The sequence below is a fragment of the Cellulosimicrobium sp. BMG9.23 genome, assembly GCF_059159985.1.
In genome coordinates this window covers 264,749-286,282 of record NZ_JBZGBZ010000008.1, presented here as the reverse complement: position 1 = coordinate 286,282, position 21,534 = coordinate 264,749, and the positions used below count along the sequence as shown (strand labels likewise).

The 21,534-nt window shown below is 73.1% G+C and carries 19 protein-coding genes and 1 pseudogene; 14 read left to right on the top strand and 6 right to left on the bottom strand.

All coding sequences use genetic code 11. The annotated features are described in order from the left end of the window. Positions 1–131 precede the first annotated feature (131 nt). Together AC4H2G_RS16015 and AC4H2G_RS16010 are read right to left on the bottom strand one after the other, a co-directional pair. Positions 132–794, bottom strand: a pseudogene (locus AC4H2G_RS16015) (potassium channel family protein); the annotation flags it as partial. After that, positions 794–1,447 (bottom strand): potassium channel family protein, encoded by a 654-nt coding sequence (locus AC4H2G_RS16010; protein ID WP_494366775.1) that lies wholly within the window; start codon positions 1,445–1,447, stop codon positions 794–796. The pseudogene AC4H2G_RS16015 and the gene AC4H2G_RS16010, both read right to left, overlap by 1 nt. A 106-nt stretch (positions 1,448–1,553) precedes the next feature. Here AC4H2G_RS16010 and AC4H2G_RS16005 point away from each other — a divergent pair, with 106 nt between their 5' ends. From AC4H2G_RS16005 to AC4H2G_RS15990, 4 genes are all read left to right on the top strand, one after another. Then, positions 1,554–3,557 carry an APC family permease gene (locus AC4H2G_RS16005; protein ID WP_494366714.1) on the top strand — a complete coding sequence of 668 codons (2,004 nt, stop codon included), beginning with the start codon at positions 1,554–1,556 and terminating at the stop codon, positions 3,555–3,557. A gap of 67 nt (positions 3,558–3,624) precedes the next feature. Further along, on the top strand, positions 3,625–4,953 hold the full coding sequence (locus AC4H2G_RS16000; RefSeq protein WP_494366713.1) for a class I SAM-dependent RNA methyltransferase: 1,329 nt from the start codon (positions 3,625–3,627) through the stop codon (positions 4,951–4,953). Between the two features lie 101 nt (positions 4,954–5,054). Continuing rightward, positions 5,055–5,270: a hypothetical protein gene (locus AC4H2G_RS15995; protein ID WP_494366712.1), complete on the top strand. Its 216-nt coding sequence runs from the start codon at positions 5,055–5,057 to the stop codon at positions 5,268–5,270. A gap of 252 nt (positions 5,271–5,522) precedes the next feature. Next, a complete protein-coding gene (locus tag AC4H2G_RS15990; RefSeq protein WP_494366711.1) occupies positions 5,523–8,357 on the top strand; it encodes an aconitate hydratase in 2,835 nt (944 codons plus the stop codon). Positions 8,358–8,463: 106 nt separating this feature from the next. On the opposite strand, the gene AC4H2G_RS15985 is transcribed toward AC4H2G_RS15990, so the two are convergent. Continuing rightward, on the bottom strand, positions 8,464–9,396 hold the full coding sequence (locus AC4H2G_RS15985; RefSeq protein WP_494366710.1) for a sugar phosphate isomerase/epimerase family protein: 933 nt from the start codon (positions 9,394–9,396) through the stop codon (positions 8,464–8,466). A 220-nt stretch (positions 9,397–9,616) separates the two neighbouring features. Between AC4H2G_RS15985 and AC4H2G_RS15980 the strand changes: the two genes are divergently transcribed. After that, positions 9,617–10,099, top strand: coding sequence for a DUF1801 domain-containing protein (locus AC4H2G_RS15980; protein WP_494366709.1), 483 nt, complete (start codon positions 9,617–9,619; stop codon positions 10,097–10,099). 146 nt (positions 10,100–10,245) lie between these two features. Continuing rightward, positions 10,246–10,722, top strand: a complete 477-nt coding sequence (locus tag AC4H2G_RS15975) for a hypothetical protein (protein ID WP_494366708.1) — start codon at positions 10,246–10,248, stop codon at positions 10,720–10,722. 64 nt (positions 10,723–10,786) lie between these two features. Here AC4H2G_RS15975 and AC4H2G_RS15970 read toward each other — a convergent pair whose 3' ends face one another. Beyond that, positions 10,787–11,491: an NUDIX hydrolase gene (locus AC4H2G_RS15970; protein ID WP_494366707.1), complete on the bottom strand. Its 705-nt coding sequence runs from the start codon at positions 11,489–11,491 to the stop codon at positions 10,787–10,789. 13 nt (positions 11,492–11,504) lie between these two features. Then, the gene (gene guaB1 / locus AC4H2G_RS15965; RefSeq protein ID WP_494366706.1) at positions 11,505–12,956 is read right to left on the bottom strand and encodes a GMP reductase; all 1,452 of its coding nucleotides are present in this window, start codon (positions 12,954–12,956) and stop codon (positions 11,505–11,507) included. 206 nt (positions 12,957–13,162) lie between these two features. Here guaB1 and dxs point away from each other — a divergent pair, with 206 nt between their 5' ends. Both dxs and AC4H2G_RS15955 read left to right on the top strand, forming a co-directional pair. Further along, the gene (dxs, locus tag AC4H2G_RS15960) at positions 13,163–15,103 is read left to right on the top strand and encodes a 1-deoxy-D-xylulose-5-phosphate synthase (RefSeq protein ID WP_494366705.1); all 1,941 of its coding nucleotides are present in this window, start codon (positions 13,163–13,165) and stop codon (positions 15,101–15,103) included. Positions 15,104–15,296: 193 nt separating this feature from the next. After that, entirely contained in the window at positions 15,297–15,998 is a 702-nt protein-coding gene (locus AC4H2G_RS15955) for an HAD family hydrolase (protein ID WP_494366704.1), read from the top strand. Positions 15,999–16,029: 31 nt separating this feature from the next. Here the strand turns inward: AC4H2G_RS15955 and AC4H2G_RS15950 are convergent, their stop codons facing one another. Then, the gene (locus tag AC4H2G_RS15950; RefSeq protein ID WP_494366703.1) at positions 16,030–17,127 is read right to left on the bottom strand and encodes a carboxylate-amine ligase; all 1,098 of its coding nucleotides are present in this window, start codon (positions 17,125–17,127) and stop codon (positions 16,030–16,032) included. 77 nt (positions 17,128–17,204) lie between these two features. Between AC4H2G_RS15950 and AC4H2G_RS15945 the strand changes: the two genes are divergently transcribed. From AC4H2G_RS15945 to AC4H2G_RS15920, 6 genes are all read left to right on the top strand, one after another. Next, positions 17,205–17,372, top strand: a complete 168-nt coding sequence (locus AC4H2G_RS15945; RefSeq protein WP_494366702.1) for a hypothetical protein — start codon at positions 17,205–17,207, stop codon at positions 17,370–17,372. Positions 17,373–17,466: 94 nt separating this feature from the next. After that, positions 17,467–17,670, top strand: a complete 204-nt coding sequence (locus AC4H2G_RS15940; RefSeq protein ID WP_494366701.1) for a ribbon-helix-helix protein, CopG family — start codon at positions 17,467–17,469, stop codon at positions 17,668–17,670. A 1-nt stretch (position 17,671) separates the two neighbouring features. Next, positions 17,672–18,049 carry a type II toxin-antitoxin system death-on-curing family toxin gene (locus tag AC4H2G_RS15935; protein WP_494366700.1) on the top strand — a complete coding sequence of 126 codons (378 nt, stop codon included), beginning with the start codon at positions 17,672–17,674 and terminating at the stop codon, positions 18,047–18,049. Then, on the top strand, positions 18,046–20,292 hold the full coding sequence (locus AC4H2G_RS15930; RefSeq protein ID WP_494366699.1) for a DEAD/DEAH box helicase: 2,247 nt from the start codon (positions 18,046–18,048) through the stop codon (positions 20,290–20,292). Before AC4H2G_RS15935 ends, AC4H2G_RS15930 begins: the two co-directional genes overlap by 4 nt. 40 nt (positions 20,293–20,332) lie before the next feature. After that, entirely contained in the window at positions 20,333–20,644 is a 312-nt protein-coding gene (locus AC4H2G_RS15925; protein WP_494366698.1) for a hypothetical protein, read from the top strand. A gap of 87 nt (positions 20,645–20,731) precedes the next feature. Beyond that, a complete protein-coding gene (locus AC4H2G_RS15920; RefSeq protein WP_494366697.1) occupies positions 20,732–21,487 on the top strand; it encodes a PIG-L deacetylase family protein in 756 nt (251 codons plus the stop codon). Positions 21,488–21,534: the final 47 nt, after the last annotated feature.

Genomic DNA, 21,534 nt, shown 5'->3' with positions numbered 1-21,534 from the left:
TCCTCGGCCTCGGGGGGCGACAGGACGTCGACGACGTCCCGGACCGTGGCGGTGTCGTCCTGCACGGCGGCGCTCGGGTCCGTCAGCGGGTCGGTGACGGCGTCGGGATCCGTCGCTGGCGCAGCGTCGGGCGGCATCGCGACGAGGAGCTGCGAGAGGGCGTCCTCGTCGGCCTCGTCACCGGTGACGAGCAGGAGCTCGTCGCCGGCCTCGAGGGTGTCGTCCTGGCTCGGCGCGATCGGGCGCGTGCCGCGCACGACGGCCGCGAGGACGGTGTCCGCCGGCCACGCGACGTCGCCGACGCGGCGGCCCACGAGGGGCGACGACGGTGGCAGCGTGACCTCGAGGATGTCCGCGCCGGACTGGTGGAACGTGAAGATCCGGACGAGGTCGCCGACCGCGACGGCCTCCTCGACCATGGCGGTCATGATGCGCGGCGTCGACACCGCGACGTCGACGCCCCACGACTCGTCGAACATCCACTCGTTCTTCGGGTTGTTCACGCGCGCGACCGTGCGCGGCACGCCGAACTCGGTCTTCGCCAGCAGCGAGACCACGAGGTTGACCTTGTCGTCGCCCGTCGCGGCGACGATGACGTCGCACTCGTCGACCTTCGCGTCGGCGAGGGTCGAGAGCTCGCACGCGTCGGCGAGCAGCCAGTCGGCGTCGGCGACCTGGGCGACGCGCATCGCGGCGGGCTGCTTGTCGACGAGCATGACCTCGTGGTCATGGCTCAGCAGCTCGCGCGCGATGGAGCGGCCGACGGAGCCCGCCCCGGCGATGACGACGCGCATCACTCGACCTCCGTCTTCGGGGCGTGCGTGAGGACCCGTTCGACGGTCGGTGCGTCGTCGGTGCCCATGAGGACGTGCAGCACGTCGTTCTCCTGCAGGACGGTGCGGTCGGTGACGGTGACGCCGTCCCCGAACCGGCTCACGAAGGCGATCCGTGCGCCCGAGGCCTCCTGGATCGCGCGCACGGTCCGGCCGATCCACGCGGGGTGGAAGTCGAGCTGCGCGAGCCGGACGCGGCCCGACGGGTCGCGGTACTCGTCGGTGGCACCCAGGGGCAGCATGCGCCGCAGGACCTGGTCGGCGGTCCAGCGCACGGTCGCCACCGTGGGGATGCCGAGGCGCTGGTAGATCTCGGCGCGCTGCGGGTCGTAGATGCGGGCCACGACCTTCTCGACACCGAAGGTCTCGCGCACCACGCGGGCGGAGAGGATGTTCGAGTTGTCGCCGTCGGAGACCGCGGCGAACGCGTACGCGTCCTCGATGCCGGCCTGCACGAGCGTGTCGCGGTCGAAGCCGACGCCCGTCACCTTCTTGCCGGTGAACTCGCCGGGCAGCCGACGGAACGCGTCGGGGTTCTGGTCGACGATGGCGACCGAGTGGCCGCTCGCCTCGAGCGAGTGGGCGAGCGTCGCACCGACACGGCCGCAGCCCATGATCACGAAGTGCACGCAACGAACGCTATACCGCCGGGTGCCCGGGTGGGGCGCGGGCTGACGACGACACGGCGACCGGTCGACGACGGGCATAGCATGAGGCCTCGTGTCGGAGATCGCTGATGCCGCCAAGCGGCTGCTCGTCGGACGCCCCGTGCGGAGCGAGCGGCTGGGGCACACGCTGCTGCCCAAGCGCATCGCGCTGCCCGTGTTCGCGTCGGACGCCCTCTCGTCGGTCGCGTACGCGCCCGACGAGATCCTGCTGACCCTCGCGGTCGCGGGCCTGGCGGCGACGACGCTCTCGCCGTGGGTCGGCCTCGCCGTCGTCGTCGTCCTGCTCACGGTCGTCGCCTCGTACCGGCAGAACGTGCGTGCCTACCCCTCGGGGGGTGGCGACTACGAGGTCGCCACCGTCAACCTCGGTCCGACGGCGGGCGTGGGAGTGGCCTCGGCGCTCATGGTCGACTACGTGCTCACCGTGGCCGTGTCGATCTCGTCCGGTGCGCAGTACGCGGCGAGCGCGATCCCCGCGCTGCGCGGCCACGAGGCGACGTTCGCGATCGTGCTCGTCGTGCTGCTCACCCTCGTCAACCTGCGCGGGGTCAAGGAGTCCGGGAAGCTCTTCGCGATCCCGGTGTACCTGTTCATGCTCGCCATCGGGTCGACGGCGGTCGTCGGGTTCTTCCGGTACGTCACCGGGAACCTGCCGCCGGCCGAGAGCGCCGACCTCGAGCTCGTCGCGGAGAGCGGGTTCGACCAGGGGCTCGTCGGGATCGCGGGAGCGTTCCTCGTCGCGCGCGCGTTCGCGTCCGGGTGCGCGGCGCTCACCGGGGTGGAGGCGATCAGCAACGGCGTGCCGGCGTTCCGCAAGCCCAAGTCCCGCAACGCGGCGACGACGCTCGCGCTCCTCGGGGGCATCTCGACGGTGATGATGCTCGTCATCCTCTTCCTGGCGAGCGCGACCGGCGTGCACTACGTCGAGGACCCGCACGAACAGCTCACCCTGAACGGGGAGCCGCTGCCGGCCGACTACGTGCAGCACCCCGTGCTCGGACAGCTCACGGAGTCGGTGTTCTCGGGTGCCCCCTTCGTGTTCATCGCCGTCTCGGTGGTCACCGGCCTCATCCTCGTCCTCGCGGCCAACACGGCGTTCAACGGGTTCCCCGTGCTCGGCTCGATCCTCGCGAAGGACGGCTACCTGCCGCGCCAGCTCCACACGCGCGGCGACCGGCTCGCGTTCTCCAACGGCATCATCACCCTCGCCGTCGCCGCGATCGTCCTCATCTGGGCCTTCGACGCCCAGGTGACCCGGCTCATCCAGCTCTACATCGTCGGGGTCTTCGTCTCGTTCACGATCTCGCAGCTCGGCATGGTGCGGCACTGGACGCGTGCGCTGCGGACGGAGCACCAGCCGCGCGAGCGCGCCCGCATGCGCCGCTCGCGGGTCGTGAACTCCGTCGGGCTCGCGATGACGGGGACCGTCCTCGTCATCGTGCTCATCACGAAGTTCACGCACGGGGCCTGGATCGCGATCCTCGCGATGGGTGCGGTGTTCGTGCTCATGCGCGCGATCCGCAAGCACTACGACAGGGTCCGCGACGAGCTGGCCCTCGGGGACGACCTCACCCAGGCTCGCGCCCTGCCGAGCCGCGTCCACGCCATCGTGCTCGTGTCGAAGATCCACCGGCCGACGATGCGTGCGCTCGCCTACGCGCGCGCGTCGCGCCCCTCGGTGCTCGAGGCGGTCACGGTGGGTGTCGACCCGGAGGACGTCACGGACCTCATGCGGGAGTGGGAGAGCCTCGACCTCCCCGTCCCGCTGCGCGTGCTCGACTCACCGTTCCGCGAGATCACGCGGCCCGTCCTGTCGTACGTGCGGTCGGTGCGGCGCGAGTCGCCCCGCGACCTCGTGGTCGTGTACATCCCGGAGTACGTCGTGGGCCACTGGTGGGAGCAGCTCCTGCACAACCAGAGCGCGTTGCGGCTCAAGGGCAGGCTCCTCTTCACGCCCGGCGTGGTCGTCGCGTCGGTGCCGTGGCAGCTCGCGTCGTCCGAGGGGCACACGGGTCTCGAGGGAGAGGGCTTCCGGTCGCGCTTCCCGGGGATGTGACGCGTCGGTGCTCGGGGGAGGCCGCTGACGGCTGCCACGCGAGGAACCAGCGGGGATACTAAGGGACATGCCCTCCTCCCCGCGCGGCCGCGCCGCAGCACGTACCCGTCCGAACCCTCGACCTGAGGTGGAGGTCGAGATGGAGGTCGAGGTCGGTCCCGTCGCGCACGGTGGACACTGCGTCGCCCGCCACGAGGGTCGTGTGGTCTTCGTCCGGCACGCGCTGCCCGGCGAGCGCGTGCGCGCACGGGTGACCGAGGGGGGAGAGGGCGCGAAGTTCTGGCGCGCTGACGCCGTCGAGATCCTCGAGCCCTCGCCCGACCGGGTGCCGTCCGTGTGGCCCCAGGCGGGACCCGGTGGCGTCGGTGGCGGCGAGCTCGCGCACGTCGCCCTCCCCGCCCAGCGCCGCTGGAAGAGCGACGTGCTCGCCGAACAGCTGCGGCGCCTCGCCCGCCTCGACCTCGACGCCCGCCCTGACCTTCAGGTAGAGGTCGAGGGTCTGTCGGGGGACGACGAGGACGGCGGCCTCCGCTACCGCACGCGCATCGACCTCGTGGCCGACGACGACGGGCGCGCGGGGATGCACCGGTTCCGCTCCCACGACGTCGTCGCGCTCGACGCCATGCCGCTCGCGACCGACGAGGTCGCCGGCCTCGCCGAGCAGGAGAAGGTCTGGACGCGCCGGTGGCGTGCCGGGACGCGCCTCGAGCTCGTCGCCCCCACCGGTTCCGCCCCGCTGCTGCTCGTCGACGGCGAGCCGTGGCGCGGAGGAAACCTGGACAAGCGGACCAACGCGCGGCGCAGCGTCGTCGAGCACGTGACCGTCGCGGGACGCGAGCACGCCTACCGGGTCGCGGCCGACGGCTTCTGGCAGGTGCACCACCGCGCGCCCGCCACGCTCGCGGAGGCCGTCCTGGCGGGCGCGGGCGACGTCGAGGGCGCGCGCGTGCTGGACCTCTACTCGGGTGCCGGCCTCTTCACGCTGCCGCTCGCTGCGGCGGTCGGTGCGGGCGGGGCGGTCGTCGCCGTCGAGGGGGACGAGCGGGCCGTGCGCGACGCGCGACGCAACGCCCACGGCCTGGAGAACGTCGAGCTCCACCACGGGCCGGTCGAGCACGTCCTCACCGGGCGCGGCGAGGGGGCCGACGCGGTGCAGCACGGGGGAGCGGACGTCGTCGTGCTCGACCCGCCGCGAGTCGGTGCGGGCCGCGCGGTCGTCGACGCGGTCGCCGGGACGGGCGCCGGACGCGTCGTGTACGTCGCGTGCGACCCTGCCGCGCTGGCGCGCGACGTCGCGTACCTCGGTGAGCACGGTTACGAGCTGCGGGGCCTGCGGGCGTTCGACCTGTTCCCGCACACGCACCACCTGGAAGCGGTCGCGGTCCTCGAGCGTTGAACGGTCAGGAGCCCTCGACCGGTCCGGGCGGCCTCGCGCGACCGGCAGCGGACGGCAGGGCGGACGGCAGAGTGGATGGCTGAGCGGACGGGAGCGCGGAGATGGTCGAGCAGGTACGGGTCGGGTCGACGCAGGACGCCGCCCGGCCGGCGCAGCCGGACGACGTCCGGGACGTCGTGGGCGTCGGGGTGCTGCTGCCGAACGGCCGCCTCGCGGGGCGCTCGTTCGCGTCGCGCGCCGAGGCCGAGGCGTGGGCCCGGCCCGACGAGGGTGAGCAGGTCGTCGAGCTGAACGTGCTCTGCGACTGCGACCTCTGACGCCCGACCCGACGCCCCGGTCCGACGCCCGGTCGACCGCCGGTCCGACGTCGTGCCATGTGTCCGCCATATATCTTGACGTCAAGATAAGTGCGCTATGCTGGGTCGCGGTGCTGGTCCCGGCGCCGAAGGACGCGAGCGCTCGACGTGCCCGCGGCCCCGGCCGGACCGCCGCACTTGCCCGGCGTAGGCTGGGCGAAGCCCCCCAGAACATGGCATCCGTGCCACCGTCTCGCCACGAAGGAGCCACGAGTGAGCAGCGTCGACACGTTCGGGTCGAAGGGAACACTGGAGGTCGGTGGGAGCTCGTACGAGATCTTCCGCCTGTCCGCCGTCGAGGGTGTCGAGCGCCTCCCGTACAGCCTGAAGATCCTCGCCGAGAACCTCCTGCGCACGGAGGACGGCGCCAACATCACCGCCGACCACGTGCGCGCGATCGCGTCGTGGGACCCCGCCGCGCAGCCTGACACCGAGATCCAGTTCACGCCCGCGCGCGTGATCATGCAGGACTTCACCGGCGTCCCGTGCGTCGTCGACCTCGCGACGATGCGCGAGGCCGTCGTCGAGCTCGGCGGCGACCCGTCGCGCATCAACCCGCTCGCCCCCGCCGAGATGGTCATCGACCACTCCGTGCAGATCGACGTCGCGGGCCGCCCCGACGCGTTCGAGCGCAACGTGGAGATCGAGTACGAGCGCAACCACGAGCGCTACCAGTTCCTGCGCTGGGGCCAGACGGCGTTCGACGACTTCAAGGTCGTCCCGCCCGGCACCGGCATCGTGCACCAGGTCAACATCGAGTACCTCGCGCGCACGATCATGACGCGCACGGTCAGCACGGCGGACGGCGACGTCCTGCGCGCCTACCCCGACACGTGCGTCGGCACCGACTCGCACACGACGATGGTCAACGGCCTCGGTGTGCTCGGCTGGGGCGTCGGCGGCATCGAGGCCGAGGCCGCCATGCTCGGCCAGCCCGTGTCGATGCTCATCCCGCGCGTCGTCGGCTTCAAGCTCTCCGGCTCGATCCCGGCCGGCGTGACCGCGACCGACGTCGTGCTCACGATCACCCAGATGCTGCGCCAGCACGGCGTCGTCGGGAAGTTCGTGGAGTTCTACGGCGAGGGCGTCGCCCAGGTGCCGCTCGCGAACCGCGCGACCATCGGCAACATGAGCCCCGAGTTCGGCTCGACCGCGGCGATCTTCCCGATCGACGGCGTGACGCTCGACTACCTGCGCCTCACGGGCCGCAGCGAGGAGCAGCTCGCGCTCGTCGAGGCGTACGCCAAGGAGCAGGGTCTGTGGCTCGACCCGACGGCGGCGACCTACGTCGAGCCGACGTTCTCCGAGTACCTCGAGCTCGACCTCTCGACGGTCGTCCCGTCGATCGCGGGCCCGAAGCGCCCGCAGGACCGCATCGAGCTCACCGAGGCCAAGGAGTCGTTCGCCTCGGCGATCCTCGACTACGTCGACGCCCAGGAGGCGGCGCCCTTCACGGGCCTCGACGAGTCCGTCGAGGAGACGTTCCCGGCGTCCGACCCGATCGCTGCGGCCGCGCACGACAACGAGTCCGACCACCCCGTCGCGCCGGGTCACGGCGACAGCGCCACGCGCCCGCACAAGGTCGTCCCCGTGACGCTGGGGGACGGCACGACGACGGAGCTCGACCACGGGCACGTCGTCATCGCCTCGATCACGTCGTGCACCAACACGTCGAACCCCTCGGTCATGCTCGCCGCGGCGCTCCTCGCGAAGAACGCGGTCGACCGCGGCCTCGCGTCGAAGCCGTGGGTCAAGACGTCGATGGCTCCGGGCTCGCAGGTCGTGACGAACTACTACGAGAAGGCCGGGCTCTGGCCGTACCTCGAGAAGCTCGGCTTCCACCTCGTGGGCTACGGCTGCGCGACGTGCATCGGCAACTCCGGTCCGCTCGCCGAGGAGATCTCCGCCTCGGTCAACGAGCACGACCTGTCGGTCGTGTCGGTGCTCTCGGGCAACCGCAACTTCGAGGGCCGCATCAACCCCGACGTGAAGATGAACTACCTCGCGTCGCCGCCGCTCGTCATCGCCTACGCGCTCGCGGGCACGATGGACTTCGACTTCGAGGGCGAGCCGCTCGGCACCGACCCGCACGGCGAGCCGGTGTACCTCCGGGACCTCTGGCCGTCGCCCGAGGAGGTCCAGGCGACGATCGACTCCTCGATCGACCGCGACATGTTCACGAAGGACTACGCGGACGTCTTCACGGGTGACGACCGCTGGCGCTCGCTCGACACGCCCGAGGGCGACACGTTCGCCTGGGACACCGAGTCGACCTACGTGCGCAAGCCCCCGTACTTCGACGGCATGTCGGCCGAGCCGTCGCCCGTCACCGACATCTCCGGCGCGCGCGTCCTCGCGAAGCTCGGCGACTCGGTGACGACGGACCACATCAGCCCCGCGGGTGCCATCAAGGCGGACTCGCCGGCCGGCACGTACCTCGCCGAGCACGGCGTGGGCCGCCGTGAGTTCAACTCCTACGGCTCGCGCCGCGGGAACCACGAGGTCATGATCCGCGGCACGTTCGCGAACATCCGCCTGCGCAACCAGCTCCTCGACGGCGTCGAGGGCGGCTACACGTACAACTTCGTGAAGGACGCCCAGGACACCATCTACGACGCCGCGCAGGACTACGCCGCGCAGGGCACGCCGCTCGTCATCCTCGGCGGCAAGGAGTACGGCTCCGGCTCGTCGCGCGACTGGGCCGCCAAGGGCACCGCGCTCCTCGGCGTGAAGGCCGTCATCACCGAGAGCTTCGAGCGCATCCACCGCTCGAACCTCATCGGCATGGGCGTCCTGCCGCTGCAGTTCCCGGCGGGCGAGAGCGCCGCGTCGCTCGGCCTGGACGGCACCGAGACGTTCGACGTCGCCGGCATCACCGCCCTGAACGACGGGTCGACCCCGCGCACGGTGAAGGTCACGGCCACGAAGGGCGACGGCACGACCGTCGAGTTCGACGCGGTCGTGCGCATCGACACCCCGGGCGAGGCGGACTACTACCGCAACGGCGGGATCCTGCAGTACGTGCTGCGCTCGCTCGTCGCGGCCTGACGCGACCGGTCACCACCACGACGGACGCCCCGTCGCTCCGGAAGGAGCGGCGGGGCGTCCGTCGTGCGGGGCGGGGGGCGGACGGCCCGGCGCCCCGCACGGTCCCTCAGTAGGTGAGGTTCGTGAGGTACTCGAAGGAGTCGGCGGCGAAGTCGCGGCCGTCGGGGGCGAAGTCGTACTCGACCGTGTAGTACTTCACCTTGCCCTGCGCGGCCTGCAGGATCGGTTCCCACTCGATCTCGCCCTCGCCGACGTCCGCGAAGGTCGCTCGCGCGTCGCCGTTGAGGAACCCGTCCTTGACGTGCAGGAGCTCGATGCGGTCGCCGTACTCCTCGAGCAGCGCGACGACGTCGACCCCGGCGTCGTACGCCCAGAGGACGTCGACCTCGAAGGTGACGTACCGGGGATCGGTGTTGTCCGCGATGATCTCCCAGGCCGACTTCAGCTCGCCGGTCTCGGGCACGACGTACTGCGTCGTGAACTCCTGCTGGTGGTTGTGCCCGAAGATCTTGTGCAGTCCCTGCTTCTTCGCCGCCTCGCCGAGCCGGTCGAGGGTCGCGGCAGTGGCCAGGACGTCCTCGTAGCTGCCGATGCCGGGGCCGGCGAACCCGCCCGAGCCGACGTAGTGCTGACCGATCGTCTTGGAGTAGGCGAGGGTCTCGTCCCACGTCGCCTCGTTCGTGCTGTTGTGGGACGCCGACGCCTTGAGCCCGTGCTTCTTGAGCAGCGCCGCGAACTCCTCGGCGGTGTAGCCGGAGAAGTTGCCGCTGAAGGGCTCGATGTTCTTGTACCCCATGGCAGCGAGCTCGCCGAGCACGGCGTCGAGGCCGACCTCGTTCACCCAGGGGATGAGGCTGAACATCTGGATCGAGACCTTGCTCGCGGGGACGCTGCGGCCGGCGTCGGACGGCCTGCCCTCGCCCTTGTCCGCGGGGGCGGCCGTGGCGCCTGCGGCGGCGCCGAGCACGAGGGCCAGGGCGGCGGCGGAGCCCGCGGTGCCTCGCAGCACCCGGCGGACGGAGGTGGACTTCGTCGTCATGATGATTCCTCTCGGACGTCTTCGGCGCCCCGTCGACATCGGCGGGGCGCCGCCCCGACCGGGGGAGCCCGGACGGTGCGCACCGACAGTAGGCACGACTTATGACGTGCGTCAATCAGAAGTGTGAGGTGACCCGCGCGACTTTCGCTTCGAGAGCAACTCTCCCGAAGGCCGTCCCCTCGGGTGCACGCCCGACGCGCCATCGGTGGATACTGAGACGGTGGCCAGCTCCGACAGCAGCAGCACGACCCGGCCGACCGACGCGGACGTCGTGGCCTTCGTCGCCGCGGTCGAGCACCCCGCGCGGCGACGCGACGCCGAACGTCTGGTCCGGCTCATGCGCCGGGTCACCGGCGAGGAGCCCCGCATATGGGGGCCGTCGATCGTGGGCTTCGGCACCTACCACTACCGCTACGCGAGCGGCCGCGAGGGCGACATGGCTGCGGTGGGGTTCTCCCCGCGCAAGGCCGCGACGACCGTCTACCTCACGGACGGCGTCGACGAGCACGCCGAGCTCCTCGGCCGGCTCGGGCCCCACTCCGTGGGCAAGGCGTGCCTGTACGTCAAGGATCTCGACGAGGTCGACCTGGGCGTGCTCGAGGAGATGGTCCGCCGCTCGTACACGACGCTGACGGGCGCGCCCGCGTTCGCGAAGCGGCTCTCCGGACCGTCGGCGGGCCCGGCGGACCGGACGCCCGGCTGACCGGTCACCCCCTCCGTCAGGCGTCGCCAGGTCGGTCGCCGGGTCGCCGCTCGTGATGTCGCCGAAGTCGACCACGGCGACTACCCGAGCCGTCGTCCGCCGAAGCCGTCCGCAGGGAGGCGACCCTGTCGGCTACCCTTCCGCGCATGTCGGCACCACGTCCCGAGACGACGACGCGCGCGCCGCAGGCGTGGGCGACCCGTGAGGAGCTCACCGCGGCGCGCCTGCGCTTCGAGGCGCTCATGCCCGGATATCTGGCGCCGGCGGTCTACGGCACGGTCGTGCGCCATGCCGACGGGACCACCGAGGTCGGCGCCGCGAACCGGGGGGAGCACGGGCTGCCCGCAGCCGTGATGTCGCTGCTCGTCGGGTGGGACGGCGTGACACGGACCCTCGAGCTGCCCGGGGCGCTGCTCGCGCGGGCCGCCGAGCTGCTCGAACCGGCGGAAGCGGCGCGAGACCTCGAGCACCCGAACCTCCGGTCGTGGCGGCGGACCCTCGCTCACCTGGCCGGCCACCCCACGTGCCGTGCCCTGGTCGTGCTCGTGGCCGACGAGCGGGACGCGCCCACGAGCCCGTACGACGTGCTGGTCCGAGAGCAGGTCGCGCACCGGAGGGCGTGACCGGGACGGTGCCAGCACGCGCCTCGCGGTCGAGCGGGTGTGCACCCGGTACCCGTCGGCTCCCTCAGAGCGGGGCGTCGACCGTGCGAGAGGGGTCCCAGGGCTCGGTCCAGCCGAGCCTGTCGAACAGCGCGTCGAGGAGCCCGCCGGTGAAGCCCCACACGAGGTGGTCGCGGCCGTCGGCCTCGACGAGGAAGCCGGGGCTCTTGTGCACCCGGCGGCCCCGGCGCACGGTCACCGTGCGCCGCCGGTCCGGGTCGAGGAGATCCGCCACCGGGACGCGGAACACGTGCGCCGACTCCGCGTCGTCGACCGCGCGCACGGGCGTGGGGCGGGCCCACCAGCCGAGCACGGGCGTCACGAGGTGGTTGCTCACCGGGACGGGCAGCTCGCCGAGCGTCCCGAGCACCTCGACGCCCGTCCGGTCCAGACCGGTCTCCTCGACGGCCTCGCGCAGCGCCGCGTCGACGGCGTCGTCGTCTCCCGGGTCGACGCGGCCGCCCGGGAAGGCGACCTGTCCCGGGTGGTGGCCGAGCGTCGTCGCGCGGGCGAGCAGGAGGACGTCGAGGTCCCGGGCCACGGCCGGCGCGGCGTGCTCCGACGGCGTGCCGTCGAGCACACCGAACAGCATGAGGACGGCCGCCGGGCGCGCACGCTCGTCGAGGGCGCCCACGGCGACGCGCCACGGCGACGGCCAGTCGCCGCCGTCGTGGGGGAGCACGGCGAGCTGGTCGCGGGCGGAGGGGGAGCCCGTCGGGCCCTCGGTCACCGGCACGAGCGGGTCACCAGCTCACGGGGAGCGGGCGGCCCTCCTCGTACCCCGCGGCGGACTGGATGCCGACGACGGCGCGCTCGGCGAACTGCTGCAGGTCCGCCGCGCCCGCGTACGTGCACGACGACCGCAGACCGGACGTGATCTCGTCGAGCAGGTCTTCGACGCCGGGGCGCTGCGGGTCGAGGAACATGCGGCCGGAGCTGATGCCCTCCTCGTACAGGCCCTTGCGCGCGCGGTCGAACGGCGAGCCGCCGGCGGTGCGCGCGGCCACGGCCCGGGCCGAGGCCATCCCGAAGCTCTCCTTGTAGAGGCGCCCGGTGCCGTCGTCGTGCAGGTCGCCCGGGGACTCGTAGGTGCCGGCGAACCACGAGCCGATCATCACCTGGGACGCGCCGGCGGCCAGCGCGAGGGCGACGTCGCGCGGGTGCCGCACGCCGCCGTCGGCCCACACGTGCTTGCCGAGCTCGCGCGCCGCCGCGGCGCACTCCAGCACCGCGGAGAACTGCGGGCGCCCGACAGCGGTCATCATGCGCGTCGTGCACATCGCGCCGGGCCCGACGCCGACCTTGACGATGTCGGCGCCCGCCGCGACGAGGTCGCGCACGCCGTCGGCGGTGACCACGTTGCCCGCGACGACCGGGACGTCCGGCGCGACGGATCGCACGGCGTCGAGCGCCTGGAGCATCTTCGCCTGGTGGCCGTGCGCGGTGTCGACGACGAGCACGTCGACCCCCGCGGCGAGCAGCTCCTTGGTCTTGGCCGCGACGTCGCCGTTGATGCCGACGGCCGCGCCGACGCGCAGGCGGCCCGTGGCGTCGAGCGCCGGGGTGTACACGGACGAGCGCAGCGCGCCCTTGCGCGTGAGAACGCCGACGATCGCGCCGTCGCGCGTCACGGGAGCGACCTTGAGGCGCGCCGTGTAGAGCTGGTCGAACGCGGCCTCGAGCCCGGCACGCCCGCCGTCGAGGATCGACGCGTCGAGCGCGAGCGGGTGGTCGGTCATGACCTGGTGGACCTGCGTGAACCGGTCGACGCCGGTGCAGTCGGCCTCGGTGACGACGCCGACCGGGCGACCGTCGTCCACGACGACCGCAGCGCCGTGGGCTCGCTTGCCGATGAGCGTGAGCGCGGTGTGGACCGTGTCGTGGGGGCGGACCACGACGGGCGTCTCGATGACGGGGTCCTTGGACTTCACGTCCGCCACGACGTCGGCGACGACGTCGGTCGGCACGTCCTGCGGGAGGATCGCGATCCCGCCGCGCCGCGCGACGGTCTCGGCCATCCGGCGGCCGGCGACCGCGGTCATGTTCGCGACGACGAGCGGGACCGTTGTGCCCGTGCCGTCCGCGGAGGAGAGGTCGACGTCGAAGCGGGACGTGACCTCGGAGCGCGACGGGACGAGGAAGACGTCGCCGTACGTGAGGTCGGTCGCGGGGGTCTGTCCGGGCAGGAAGCGCATGGGGCCATCCTACGGTGGTCGCCCGAGGTGTCCGCAGGACGGAACTGGACTTCCACGGCGGGCGGGACCGTCGCCGGTGCGTCGCGCGCCGGAGTGTGCGTCAATGGCGTGAAGGTCTCGTCCTGCCGCGCACCGGTGCGCGGTGCACCCGCGCGCAGCGCCTAGAGTTGTCGGGCTGGTCGGACGGGAACGGAACGGAGCACTGGATGAGCCTGCTGAGCACGATCACCTCCCCTGAGGACGTGCAACGGCTGACGCCGGCCCAGGCTCGCGAGCTCGCCGCCGAGATCCGCGACTTCCTCGTCGAGTCCGTGTCGCGCACGGGCGGCCACCTCGGCCCGAACCTCGGCGTCGTCGAGCTGACGATCGCGATGCACCGCGTCTTCTCGTCCCCGACGGACACGTTCGTCTTCGACACGGGCCACCAGTCCTACGTGCACAAGCTCCTGACCGGCCGCCAGGACTTCTCCGCGCTGCGCAAGAAGGACGGCCTGTCGGGCTACCCGTCGCGCGCCGAGTCCGAGCACGACGTCGTCGAGAACTCGCACGCGTCGACCGCGCTGTCGTGGGGCGACGGCATCGCGAAGGCGAACGTCGTCCGTGGACTGACCGACCGGCACGTCGTCGCGGTCATCGGCGACGGCGCGCTCACGGGCGGCATGGCGTGGGAGGCCCTCAACAACATCGCGGAGTCGCAGGACCGCCGGCTGATCGTCGTCGTCAACGACAACGGCCGCTCCTACTCGCCGACCGTCGGCGGCATGGCGCACCACCTGTCGACGCTGCGCACGACGCGCGGCTACGAGAGCTTCCTCCAGTGGGGCAAGCGCACGCTGACCCGGTCCGGTGCGCCCGGGCGGTTCGCGTACGAGTGGCTGCACGGGCTGAAGAAGGGTCTCAAGGACGTCGTCGCGCCGCAGGGCATGTTCGAGGACCTGGGCATCAAGTACATCGGGCCGATCGACGGTCACGACGTCGAGGCGATGGAGCACGCGCTGCGCCGCGCCCGCTCCTACGGCGCGCCGGTGATCGTGCACGCGATCACCGAGAAGGGCCGGGGCTACTCCCCGGCCGAGCAGGACGTCGCCGACCGCTTCCACGCCGTGGGCAAGATCCATCCGGAGACCGGTCTGCCCGTCGCGCCGTCGCGCTTCGGCTGGACGAGCGTGTTCGCCGACGAGATCGTCCAGATCGGTCGTCGCCGGCCCGACGTCGTGGCGATCACCGCGGCCATGCTCGAGCCCGTCGGCCTCAAGCCGTTCTCGCAGGCGTTCCCCGAGCGCACGTTCGACGTCGGCATCGCGGAGCAGCATGCCGCGACCTCGGCGGCGGGCATGGCCTTCGCCGGACTGCACCCCGTCGTCGCCGTGTACGCGACGTTCCTCAACCGCGCGTTCGACCAGGTCCTCATGGACGTCGCGCTGCACAAGGCCGGCGTGACCTTCGTCCTCGACCGCGCGGGCATCACGGGCGACGACGGCGCGAGCCACAACGGCATGTGGGACATGGCGATGCTGCGCATCGTCCCCGGCCTGCGCCTCGCGGCGCCGCGCGACGAGGAGACGCTGCGGACGGCGCTGCGCGAGGCCGTGGACGTCGACGACGCCCCGACCGTCGTGCGGTACCCGAAAGGCGCGCTCTCCGAGGCGCTGCCCGCGGTCGACACGGTCGACGGCGTCGACCTGCTCGCGGTGCCCGCGGACGCCGCGGTGTCCGGCACGGACGCACCGGTGCCCGACGCCGCGGCGACGGCGAGCGCACCGCGTCGCCGCGTCCTGCTCGTGGGTCTCGGCTCGATGGCGCGCGTCGCGCTCGGTGCCGCGGAGTCGCTGACGGCGCACGGCGTGGACGTCACGGTCGCGTCGCCGACGTGGGTCCTGCCGATGCCGAGCGCGCTCGTCAAGCTCGCGGGCGAGCACGACCTCGTCGTGAGCGTCGAGGACGGCGTCGCCGACGGCGGCGTCGGGTCGCTGCTCGCGCAGCGAGCGCTCGAGTCGGGGGTGCGCACCCCGGTCCACGCGATCGGTCTGCCCGCGCAGTTCCTCGACCACGCGAGCCCCGACCAGGTCGCGATGGCCTTCCGGCTCACCGCACCCGACGTCGCGCGCGACGTGCTCGACGGCCTCGCGGCGCTCGGTCGCGACTGAACCGCGCAGGTCCGCCGCGCCCGACGTGCGCGACGAGAGTGCTCGTCGCCATGACGTCATCGAGATCGGCGCGTCGGCGCGAGATCGGTCCTGCGGAGGACCGATCTCGCGCCCGGCGACCGATCTCGCGCCGAGCAGCCGATCTCGCGGACGGCTCGATCGGGCGACGACCCGCTGCGCTAGGGTCCGGCACATGATCTGGCTCCTCGACCTCGACAACACGCTCGTCGGGCGCGACGTCGCGTTCGCCGCCTGGGCGCGGCACGCCGCGGCCGACGCGGGCGGCGACGAGTCCGACGTCGCGGCGATCGTCGCGGCGGACCGGGGAGGCCACGCCCCGAAGACGGACGTCGCGCGCGTGATCGTCGACCGGCTCGGGTGGACCGACGAGCTTCCCGCCGTCGTGGAGCGCTTCCGGCTCGGCATCCTCGACCACGTCGAGGCCTACCCCGGAGTCCTCGACGCGCTCGACGCGCTGCGCGCGGACGGACACCGTGTCGTCGTCGTGACGAACGGCACGTCCGCGCAGCAGCGCGGGAAGATCGCTCGCTGCGACGTCGCACGGCACGTCGACGACGTCGTGGTCTCCGACGAGGAGCGGGTCGCCAAGCCAGACCCGCGCCTGCTCGAGATCGCACTCGAGCGCATCGGCGCCGAGGCGGTCGACCGGCGCGAGGTCTGGATGGTCGGCGACGCCGCCCACCTCGACGTCGCCGCCGGGCGGGCGGCGGGCGTGCGCACGGCGTGGGTGTCGCACGGGCACGCCTGGGCGGGCGGGGCGGAGCCCGACGTCGTCGGCGCGACGACCCTCGAGACGCTGGCGCTCGCGGCAGCAGGTGAGGAGGCGGCGGCTCGGGTCGCGGCGACCGGTCCCGGGACGCCCGCCCCGCTGTAGCTGGTCGTCGCCCCGGAACCGGCGCTGTCGCTCAGGAGTGCGTGACGCCGACGGCCTTCTCGACGACGACGCGCAGGTCCCCGCCCGACTCGGCGAACCACTCGCGCTGCCGCGCCGCCCCGTTGCCGCGTGACCACAGCCGTCCCAGCAGCTCGGTGACGGTGTCGAGGTCGTCGGTGTCGACGAGCGCCTCGCGCACGTGCGTGACGAGCTGCCCGACGACGTCGTGCGCCGGTGCCGGACGCCAGGTGAGCGGCGAGACGAGGTCCTCGCCCAGCCCCGAGCGCCCGGCGCGCCACGACGCGGTGCGCAGGAGCTCGGGCCGCAGCTCGGGAGCCTGCTTCCGGGCCGCCGCCTCGCGGGCCGCCGTCTCGACGAGCCCCCGGGCGAGCGCCGCGACGAGGGTCGCGGTGTCCGGGTCGAGGCACACGTCGGCGATGCGGATCTCGACGGTCGGGTACCGCGCCGAGAGCCGCGCGTCGAAGTAGACCATCGCCTGGTCGAGGATGGTGCCGGTCGCGACGAGCGAGGCGACGGCGTCGTGGTACGCCTCCGGGCTCCCGAACGAGCGGGCGGGCCCCGACGTGGGCCACCGCGACCAGACCTGCGACCGGAAGCTCGCGTAGCCGCTGTCCTCGCCCTGCCAGTACGGCGAGTTGGTGCTCAGGGCGAGCAGCGTCGCGAGCCACGGACCGATCCGGTCGAGGACGGCGACGCCCTCGGTGTCGTCGTTCACCGCGACGTGGACGTGGCACCCGCTCGTGAGCTGCTCGCGTGCGGTCAGCCCGAACGCGGCCCGCGCCTCGAGGTAGCGCAGGCGGCCCACCGTGGTGCCCTCGAACGGCTTCGGCGACGTCGACAGCGCGGCCACGCGGGCCCCGACCCGGTCGGCCGCCTCCTGCGCGCGGGCCCGCCCGGCGCGGATCTCCTTCGCGAGGTCCTCCAGCTCGGTGCGCGGGTGTGTCGCGGTCTCGAGCTGTTCCTCCATGAACTCCGACTCGAGCGAGCCGGTGCCGCCGTCCTTGTCCGACGTCCCCGTCGCCTCCAGCGCTTCCTGCGCCTTGGCGACGGGTCGGCCGTCCTCGCCGACGAGCAGGAACTCTTCTTCCACACCTACGGTCCGTTTCACCCGGGAAGTCTCACACGGACCGGCCTCGCCCGCGCCGCTGGTGGTGCTCGCCGGCGTCGAGCGCCGCCGCGCGGGCGATGGGCGTGCACGCCGCGCTCGAGGTGCTGCCCTTCCACCAGATGGGCCGCGACAAGTGGGACGCGCTCGGGCGTGCGTACGCGCTCGAGGACACACCGGCGCCGTCCGCAGAGCTGACCGATCGCGTGCGCGACCAGTTCCGCGCGCACGACCTGACGACGTATTGAGCGCATCTCGGGCGCCTCCCGCTGCCGGTGATACCGTGCTGATATCACGGCGTCGACCCCGAGGGCGCCGGATCCGTGACGAGCGAGGTGCACGATGAGCGGCAACCAGATGGTGGTCCGGTTCACCGAGGACGAGAAGCGCGTGCTCGAGGCCGCGTCCGAGCGCGAGGGCCGCTCCCAGAACGAGATCGTCCGCGACGCGGTGCGTCGCTACGGCGCCGAGCGCGCGGCGCTGCGTGACCGCCTCATCGCGGACGCGATCCGTGAGTATGGGCCCGTCCTCGACAAGCTCGCCTGAGGTGACGGTCGAGTACCTGGAGATCGCCGACCTGCTCGAGGCGGGCAAGGCACTCCTCGGGACCGATCCCGTGGTGCGCGACTGGGGCGCCCTGGACTCCGCCGTGCATCGTCCTCGGGCAGCGATGTTCGGGGAGGACGCGTATCCCTCGCTCGATCACAAGGCCGCCGCCCTCATGCTGTCGGTCGTCCAGAACCATGCGCTCGTCGACGGCAACAAGCGGCTCGGCCTCATCGCCATGGTCGTCTTCTACGGCATGAACGGCGTCGAGATCCACGCTCCCCACGGGGAGATCTACGCGCTGACGATGGCGATCGCGGACGGGTCGACCGGGGATGTCGCGACCGTCGCCGAGCACCTGGCCCGCTGGCGAGGGTGACGACGGCAGAACGCCCCGCCCGTCCGGGCGTCGGGCAGGCACGGCGGGTCGTCGCGGACGCCGGCGACCTCGCCGCGCTGCTCGAGCGGTTCCGGGGAGCACCGGCGCAGGCTCGTGAGCAGGTCCGCGCCGCGTTCGGCGACAGCCGCGAGGACAAGGTCCTCGCGCACCTCGACGGGGTCGACGTCGTGGCGCTGCGCGACGTGACGCGCGAACGTCTGCGCCTCGGCACGCTCACCGACGCCGGGGTCGCGACGGTCGGCGAGGTCGCGCGCCTCGGCCGTCGAGGGCTCGAGCGCGTCCCGGGCATAGGCCCGCAGACCGCGACCCACCTGCTCGCCGCGGCGGAGCAGGTGGCGCGCGCCGTGCGCGAGGGCCTGCGGTTCCGGATCGACCTCACCCCGACCGACCCCGTCGCGACCGCGCTCGTCCGGTCGCTGCACACGCTCGACCAGGCCGACGCGGCCCTCGCCCGCTACGGGGACCGGGTGCGACGCACGATCGCCGAGCACGACCGGGTGCACGACGACGCCCGCGTCGCGGCGAGCGGTCCCCGCCGGTTCTTCGCCTGGGGTGAGCGGCGCCGTCGAGCACTTGCCGCGGTGGCGACGCTCGCCGTCCTGATCGACGAGGCTCGCACCACCGGCCTCGGGGAGGAGGCGCGCCGCATCGCGGGACCTGGCGGGCTGCTGGCCGAGCCCGCCAGGCCGTACGACGTGTGGGAGGACTTCCGGCATCGCTCGGCCGCGTACTACGCGCTGCTCGACGGCGTCGCCCCCACGGGCCGCGACCTCGCCGCGACCGAGGGCCACCTGCCGGCCGAGCTCGTCGAGCGCGTCCAGACCCAGGCGCTGGACGAGACCCTCCTGCGCGTCTCGCTGCGCGGGTACCAGGCGTTCGGTGCCCGGTTCGCGCTGGCGCAGGGCCGCGTGATCCTCGGCGACGAGATGGGTCTCGGCAAGACCGTCCAGGCGATCGCGGTGGTCACGCATCTCGTCGCACGCGGCGCGACGTACGCCGTCGTCGTGTGCCCCGCGAGCGTGCTGTCGAGCTGGGTGCGCGAGCTGCGCGCGCACTCGGCGCTCGCGGTCCACGCGCTGCACGGCGAGGCGCGCGAGGAGGCGGCGTCGGCATGGCGCACGGGCGGCGGCGTCGCGGTCACGACGTTCGCGGGGCTGCGTGCCGCCGGGACCGAGACGTTCCTGGCGGCCGGTCCGGCCGTCGTCGTGGTCGACGAGGCGCACTACGTGAAGAACCCGGAGGCCAAGCGCTCGCTCGCCGTCGCGGCGCTCGCCGCCGGGGCGCCGCACGCGCTGTTCCTCACGGGGACGGCGATGGAGAACCGCGTCGAGGAGTTCCGGACGCTCGTCGGGTACCTGCAGCCCGGGCTCGCCGCCGGCCTCGACGCCGCCGCGGGCGCTGCCGGTCCCGAGGCGTTCCGCCGGGCGGTCGCGCCGGCGTACCTGCGGCGCAACGCGGAGGACGTCCTCGAGGAGCTGCCGGAGCTCGTGCAGGTCGACGAGTGGGAGGAGCTGGGGCCGGTCGACGGCGCGGCGTACCGGGACGCGGTCGCGGACGGGGCGTTCATGGCGATGCGGCGCGCGGCGTTCGCGGTCGACCACGCCGAGGACTCGGCAAAGCTCCGTCGCCTCGTGGAGATCGTGGCGGAGGCGACGCAGAACGGGCGCAAGGTCGTCGTGTTCTCGTACTTCCGCGACGTCGTCGACCTCGTCGCGCGAGCGCTCGGCGACGTCGCGCTCGGACCGCTCACGGGGTCCGTCCCGGCGCCCGCCCGTCAGGTGGTCGTCGACGACTTCACCGCGTCGTCCGTTCCCCGGGCCCTCGTGAGCCAGATCGACGTCGGGGGAGTGGGGCGTCCGTCGTCATCCTCTGCGAGCCCCAGACGAAGCCCACGACCGAGGCGCAGGCGATCGCCCGGGCGCACCGCATGGGACAGGTCGAGACCGTGCAGGTCCACCGGCTGCTCACGGTCGACAGCGTCGACGAGCACCTCGTGCGGATCCTCGACACCAAGGCGCGGCTCTTCGACGCCTACGCGCGGCGCAGCGCGCTCGCGGAGGAGGTCGCCGGCGCCGTCGACGTGTCCGAGGCGGCGCTCGCGCGCACCGTCGTCGCCGCGGAGCGCGCGCGGCTCGTCGTCGACCCGCGCGTCACGTCGGTCGAGGACGCGGTCGTCACGTCGGTGGAGGGCGTGGTCGCCGACGGGCCGTGACCGGCGGTGACGGGCTGCGGGGCGGGCTCGCCGTCGGCGAGGATGGGCAGATGTCCGACACCCCCGACGTCCAGGTGGGCGCCCTCGCGATCAACGTCACCGTCCCCGACGACCTCCGCTGGACCGACGAGCGTCGCGGCGAGGTCTTCGAGCTCCAGACGATCACCGTCCGGCTGCTGCCCGACGGCCACCTCGCCGCCAAGGCCTACGGCCGACCCGTCGCGGGTGGCCGCGGGGGCTACGTCTCGTTCCGCGTCCCGGACCGCCCCGAGCTCGCCGCGCTCATCGACGCGGGTGCCACCGCCGCGGCGCAGCGCTGGACGGAGCACCGCGGACTCGAGGAGGCCATCGCCGAGACGTGAGTTCCCGCCCCCGATTCGCGCGGATCCGGGGCGGGAACTCACGTCTCGGCGGGTGCGGTGCGCGGGGCCGGGCCCTACGGTGACCGTATGAGCACCGATGCCCAGGGACGTGCCCCGCTCGAACCGTTGCCCGAGGACTGGTCGACCGCGCTGGCGGTCGTCGCCCACCCGGACGACATGGAATTCGGCGCCGCCGCTGCCGTCGCGCGCTGGACCGGGCAGGGCAAGCGCGTCGTGTACTGCATGGTGACGAGCGGCGAGGCGGGCATCGACGGCATGGACCCCGACGTCGCGCGCGGGATCCGCGAGGCGGAGCAGGTGGAGTCGGCGCGGCTCGTGGGCGTCGACGAGGTCGAGTTCCTCGGTCTGCCCGACGGCGTGCTCGAGTACGGCGTGCCCCTGCGGCGGGAGATCGCTCGCGTCGTGCGGCGTCACCGGCCCGAGGTGGTCATCACCGGCAACCACCGGGAGGCCTTCCCGAACGGCGTCCCGAACCAGGCCGACCACGTCGCGACCGGGCGCGCCGTGATCGACGCCGTGCGCGACGCGGGCAATCGCTGGGTATTCCGCGACCAGGTGGAGGACGAAGGGCTCGAGCCGTGGGGCGGCGTCGGGCAGGTGTGGGTCGCCGGCTCGCCGGCAGCGACGCACGCCGTCGACGTCAGCGCCACGTTCGACGCGGGCGTCGCCTCGCTGGCAGCGCACGCGGCGTACCTCGACGGCCTCGGGTGGGAGGACTTCGACCCGGCGGAGTTCCTGGCGTCGATGACCGGGCCGACGGGTTCGGCGCTCGGCGTCACCCACGCGGCGGCGTTCGAGGTCGTGAAGCTCACCTGGGACTGAGGCGGCTCGTCCGCCGTCGACCGCCGAACAGGGCCCCGGCACCGTCG

Coding starts and splice junctions, on each gene's coding strand:
- guaB1 (WP_494366706.1), bottom strand. CDS start 12,956: ATGCGCTTCCTGCCCGGACAGACCCCCGCGACCGACCTCACGTACGGC.
- AC4H2G_RS16010 (WP_494366775.1), bottom strand. CDS start 1,447: ATGGGCTGCGGCCGTGTCGGTGCGACGCTCGCCCACTCGCTCGAGGCG.
- AC4H2G_RS15975 (WP_494366708.1), top strand. CDS start 10,246: ATGTCGGCACCACGTCCCGAGACGACGACGCGCGCGCCGCAGGCGTGG.
- AC4H2G_RS15940 (WP_494366701.1), top strand. CDS start 17,467: ATGAGCGGCAACCAGATGGTGGTCCGGTTCACCGAGGACGAGAAGCGC.
- AC4H2G_RS15945 (WP_494366702.1), top strand. CDS start 17,205: ATGGGCGTGCACGCCGCGCTCGAGGTGCTGCCCTTCCACCAGATGGGC.
- AC4H2G_RS15985 (WP_494366710.1), bottom strand. CDS start 9,396: ATGACGACGAAGTCCACCTCCGTCCGCCGGGTGCTGCGAGGCACCGCG.
- AC4H2G_RS15920 (WP_494366697.1), top strand. CDS start 20,732: ATGAGCACCGATGCCCAGGGACGTGCCCCGCTCGAACCGTTGCCCGAG.
- AC4H2G_RS15925 (WP_494366698.1), top strand. CDS start 20,333: ATGTCCGACACCCCCGACGTCCAGGTGGGCGCCCTCGCGATCAACGTC.
- AC4H2G_RS15955 (WP_494366704.1), top strand. CDS start 15,297: ATGATCTGGCTCCTCGACCTCGACAACACGCTCGTCGGGCGCGACGTC.
- dxs (WP_494366705.1), top strand. CDS start 13,163: ATGAGCCTGCTGAGCACGATCACCTCCCCTGAGGACGTGCAACGGCTG.
- AC4H2G_RS16000 (WP_494366713.1), top strand. CDS start 3,625: ATGCCCTCCTCCCCGCGCGGCCGCGCCGCAGCACGTACCCGTCCGAAC.
- AC4H2G_RS15995 (WP_494366712.1), top strand. CDS start 5,055: ATGGTCGAGCAGGTACGGGTCGGGTCGACGCAGGACGCCGCCCGGCCG.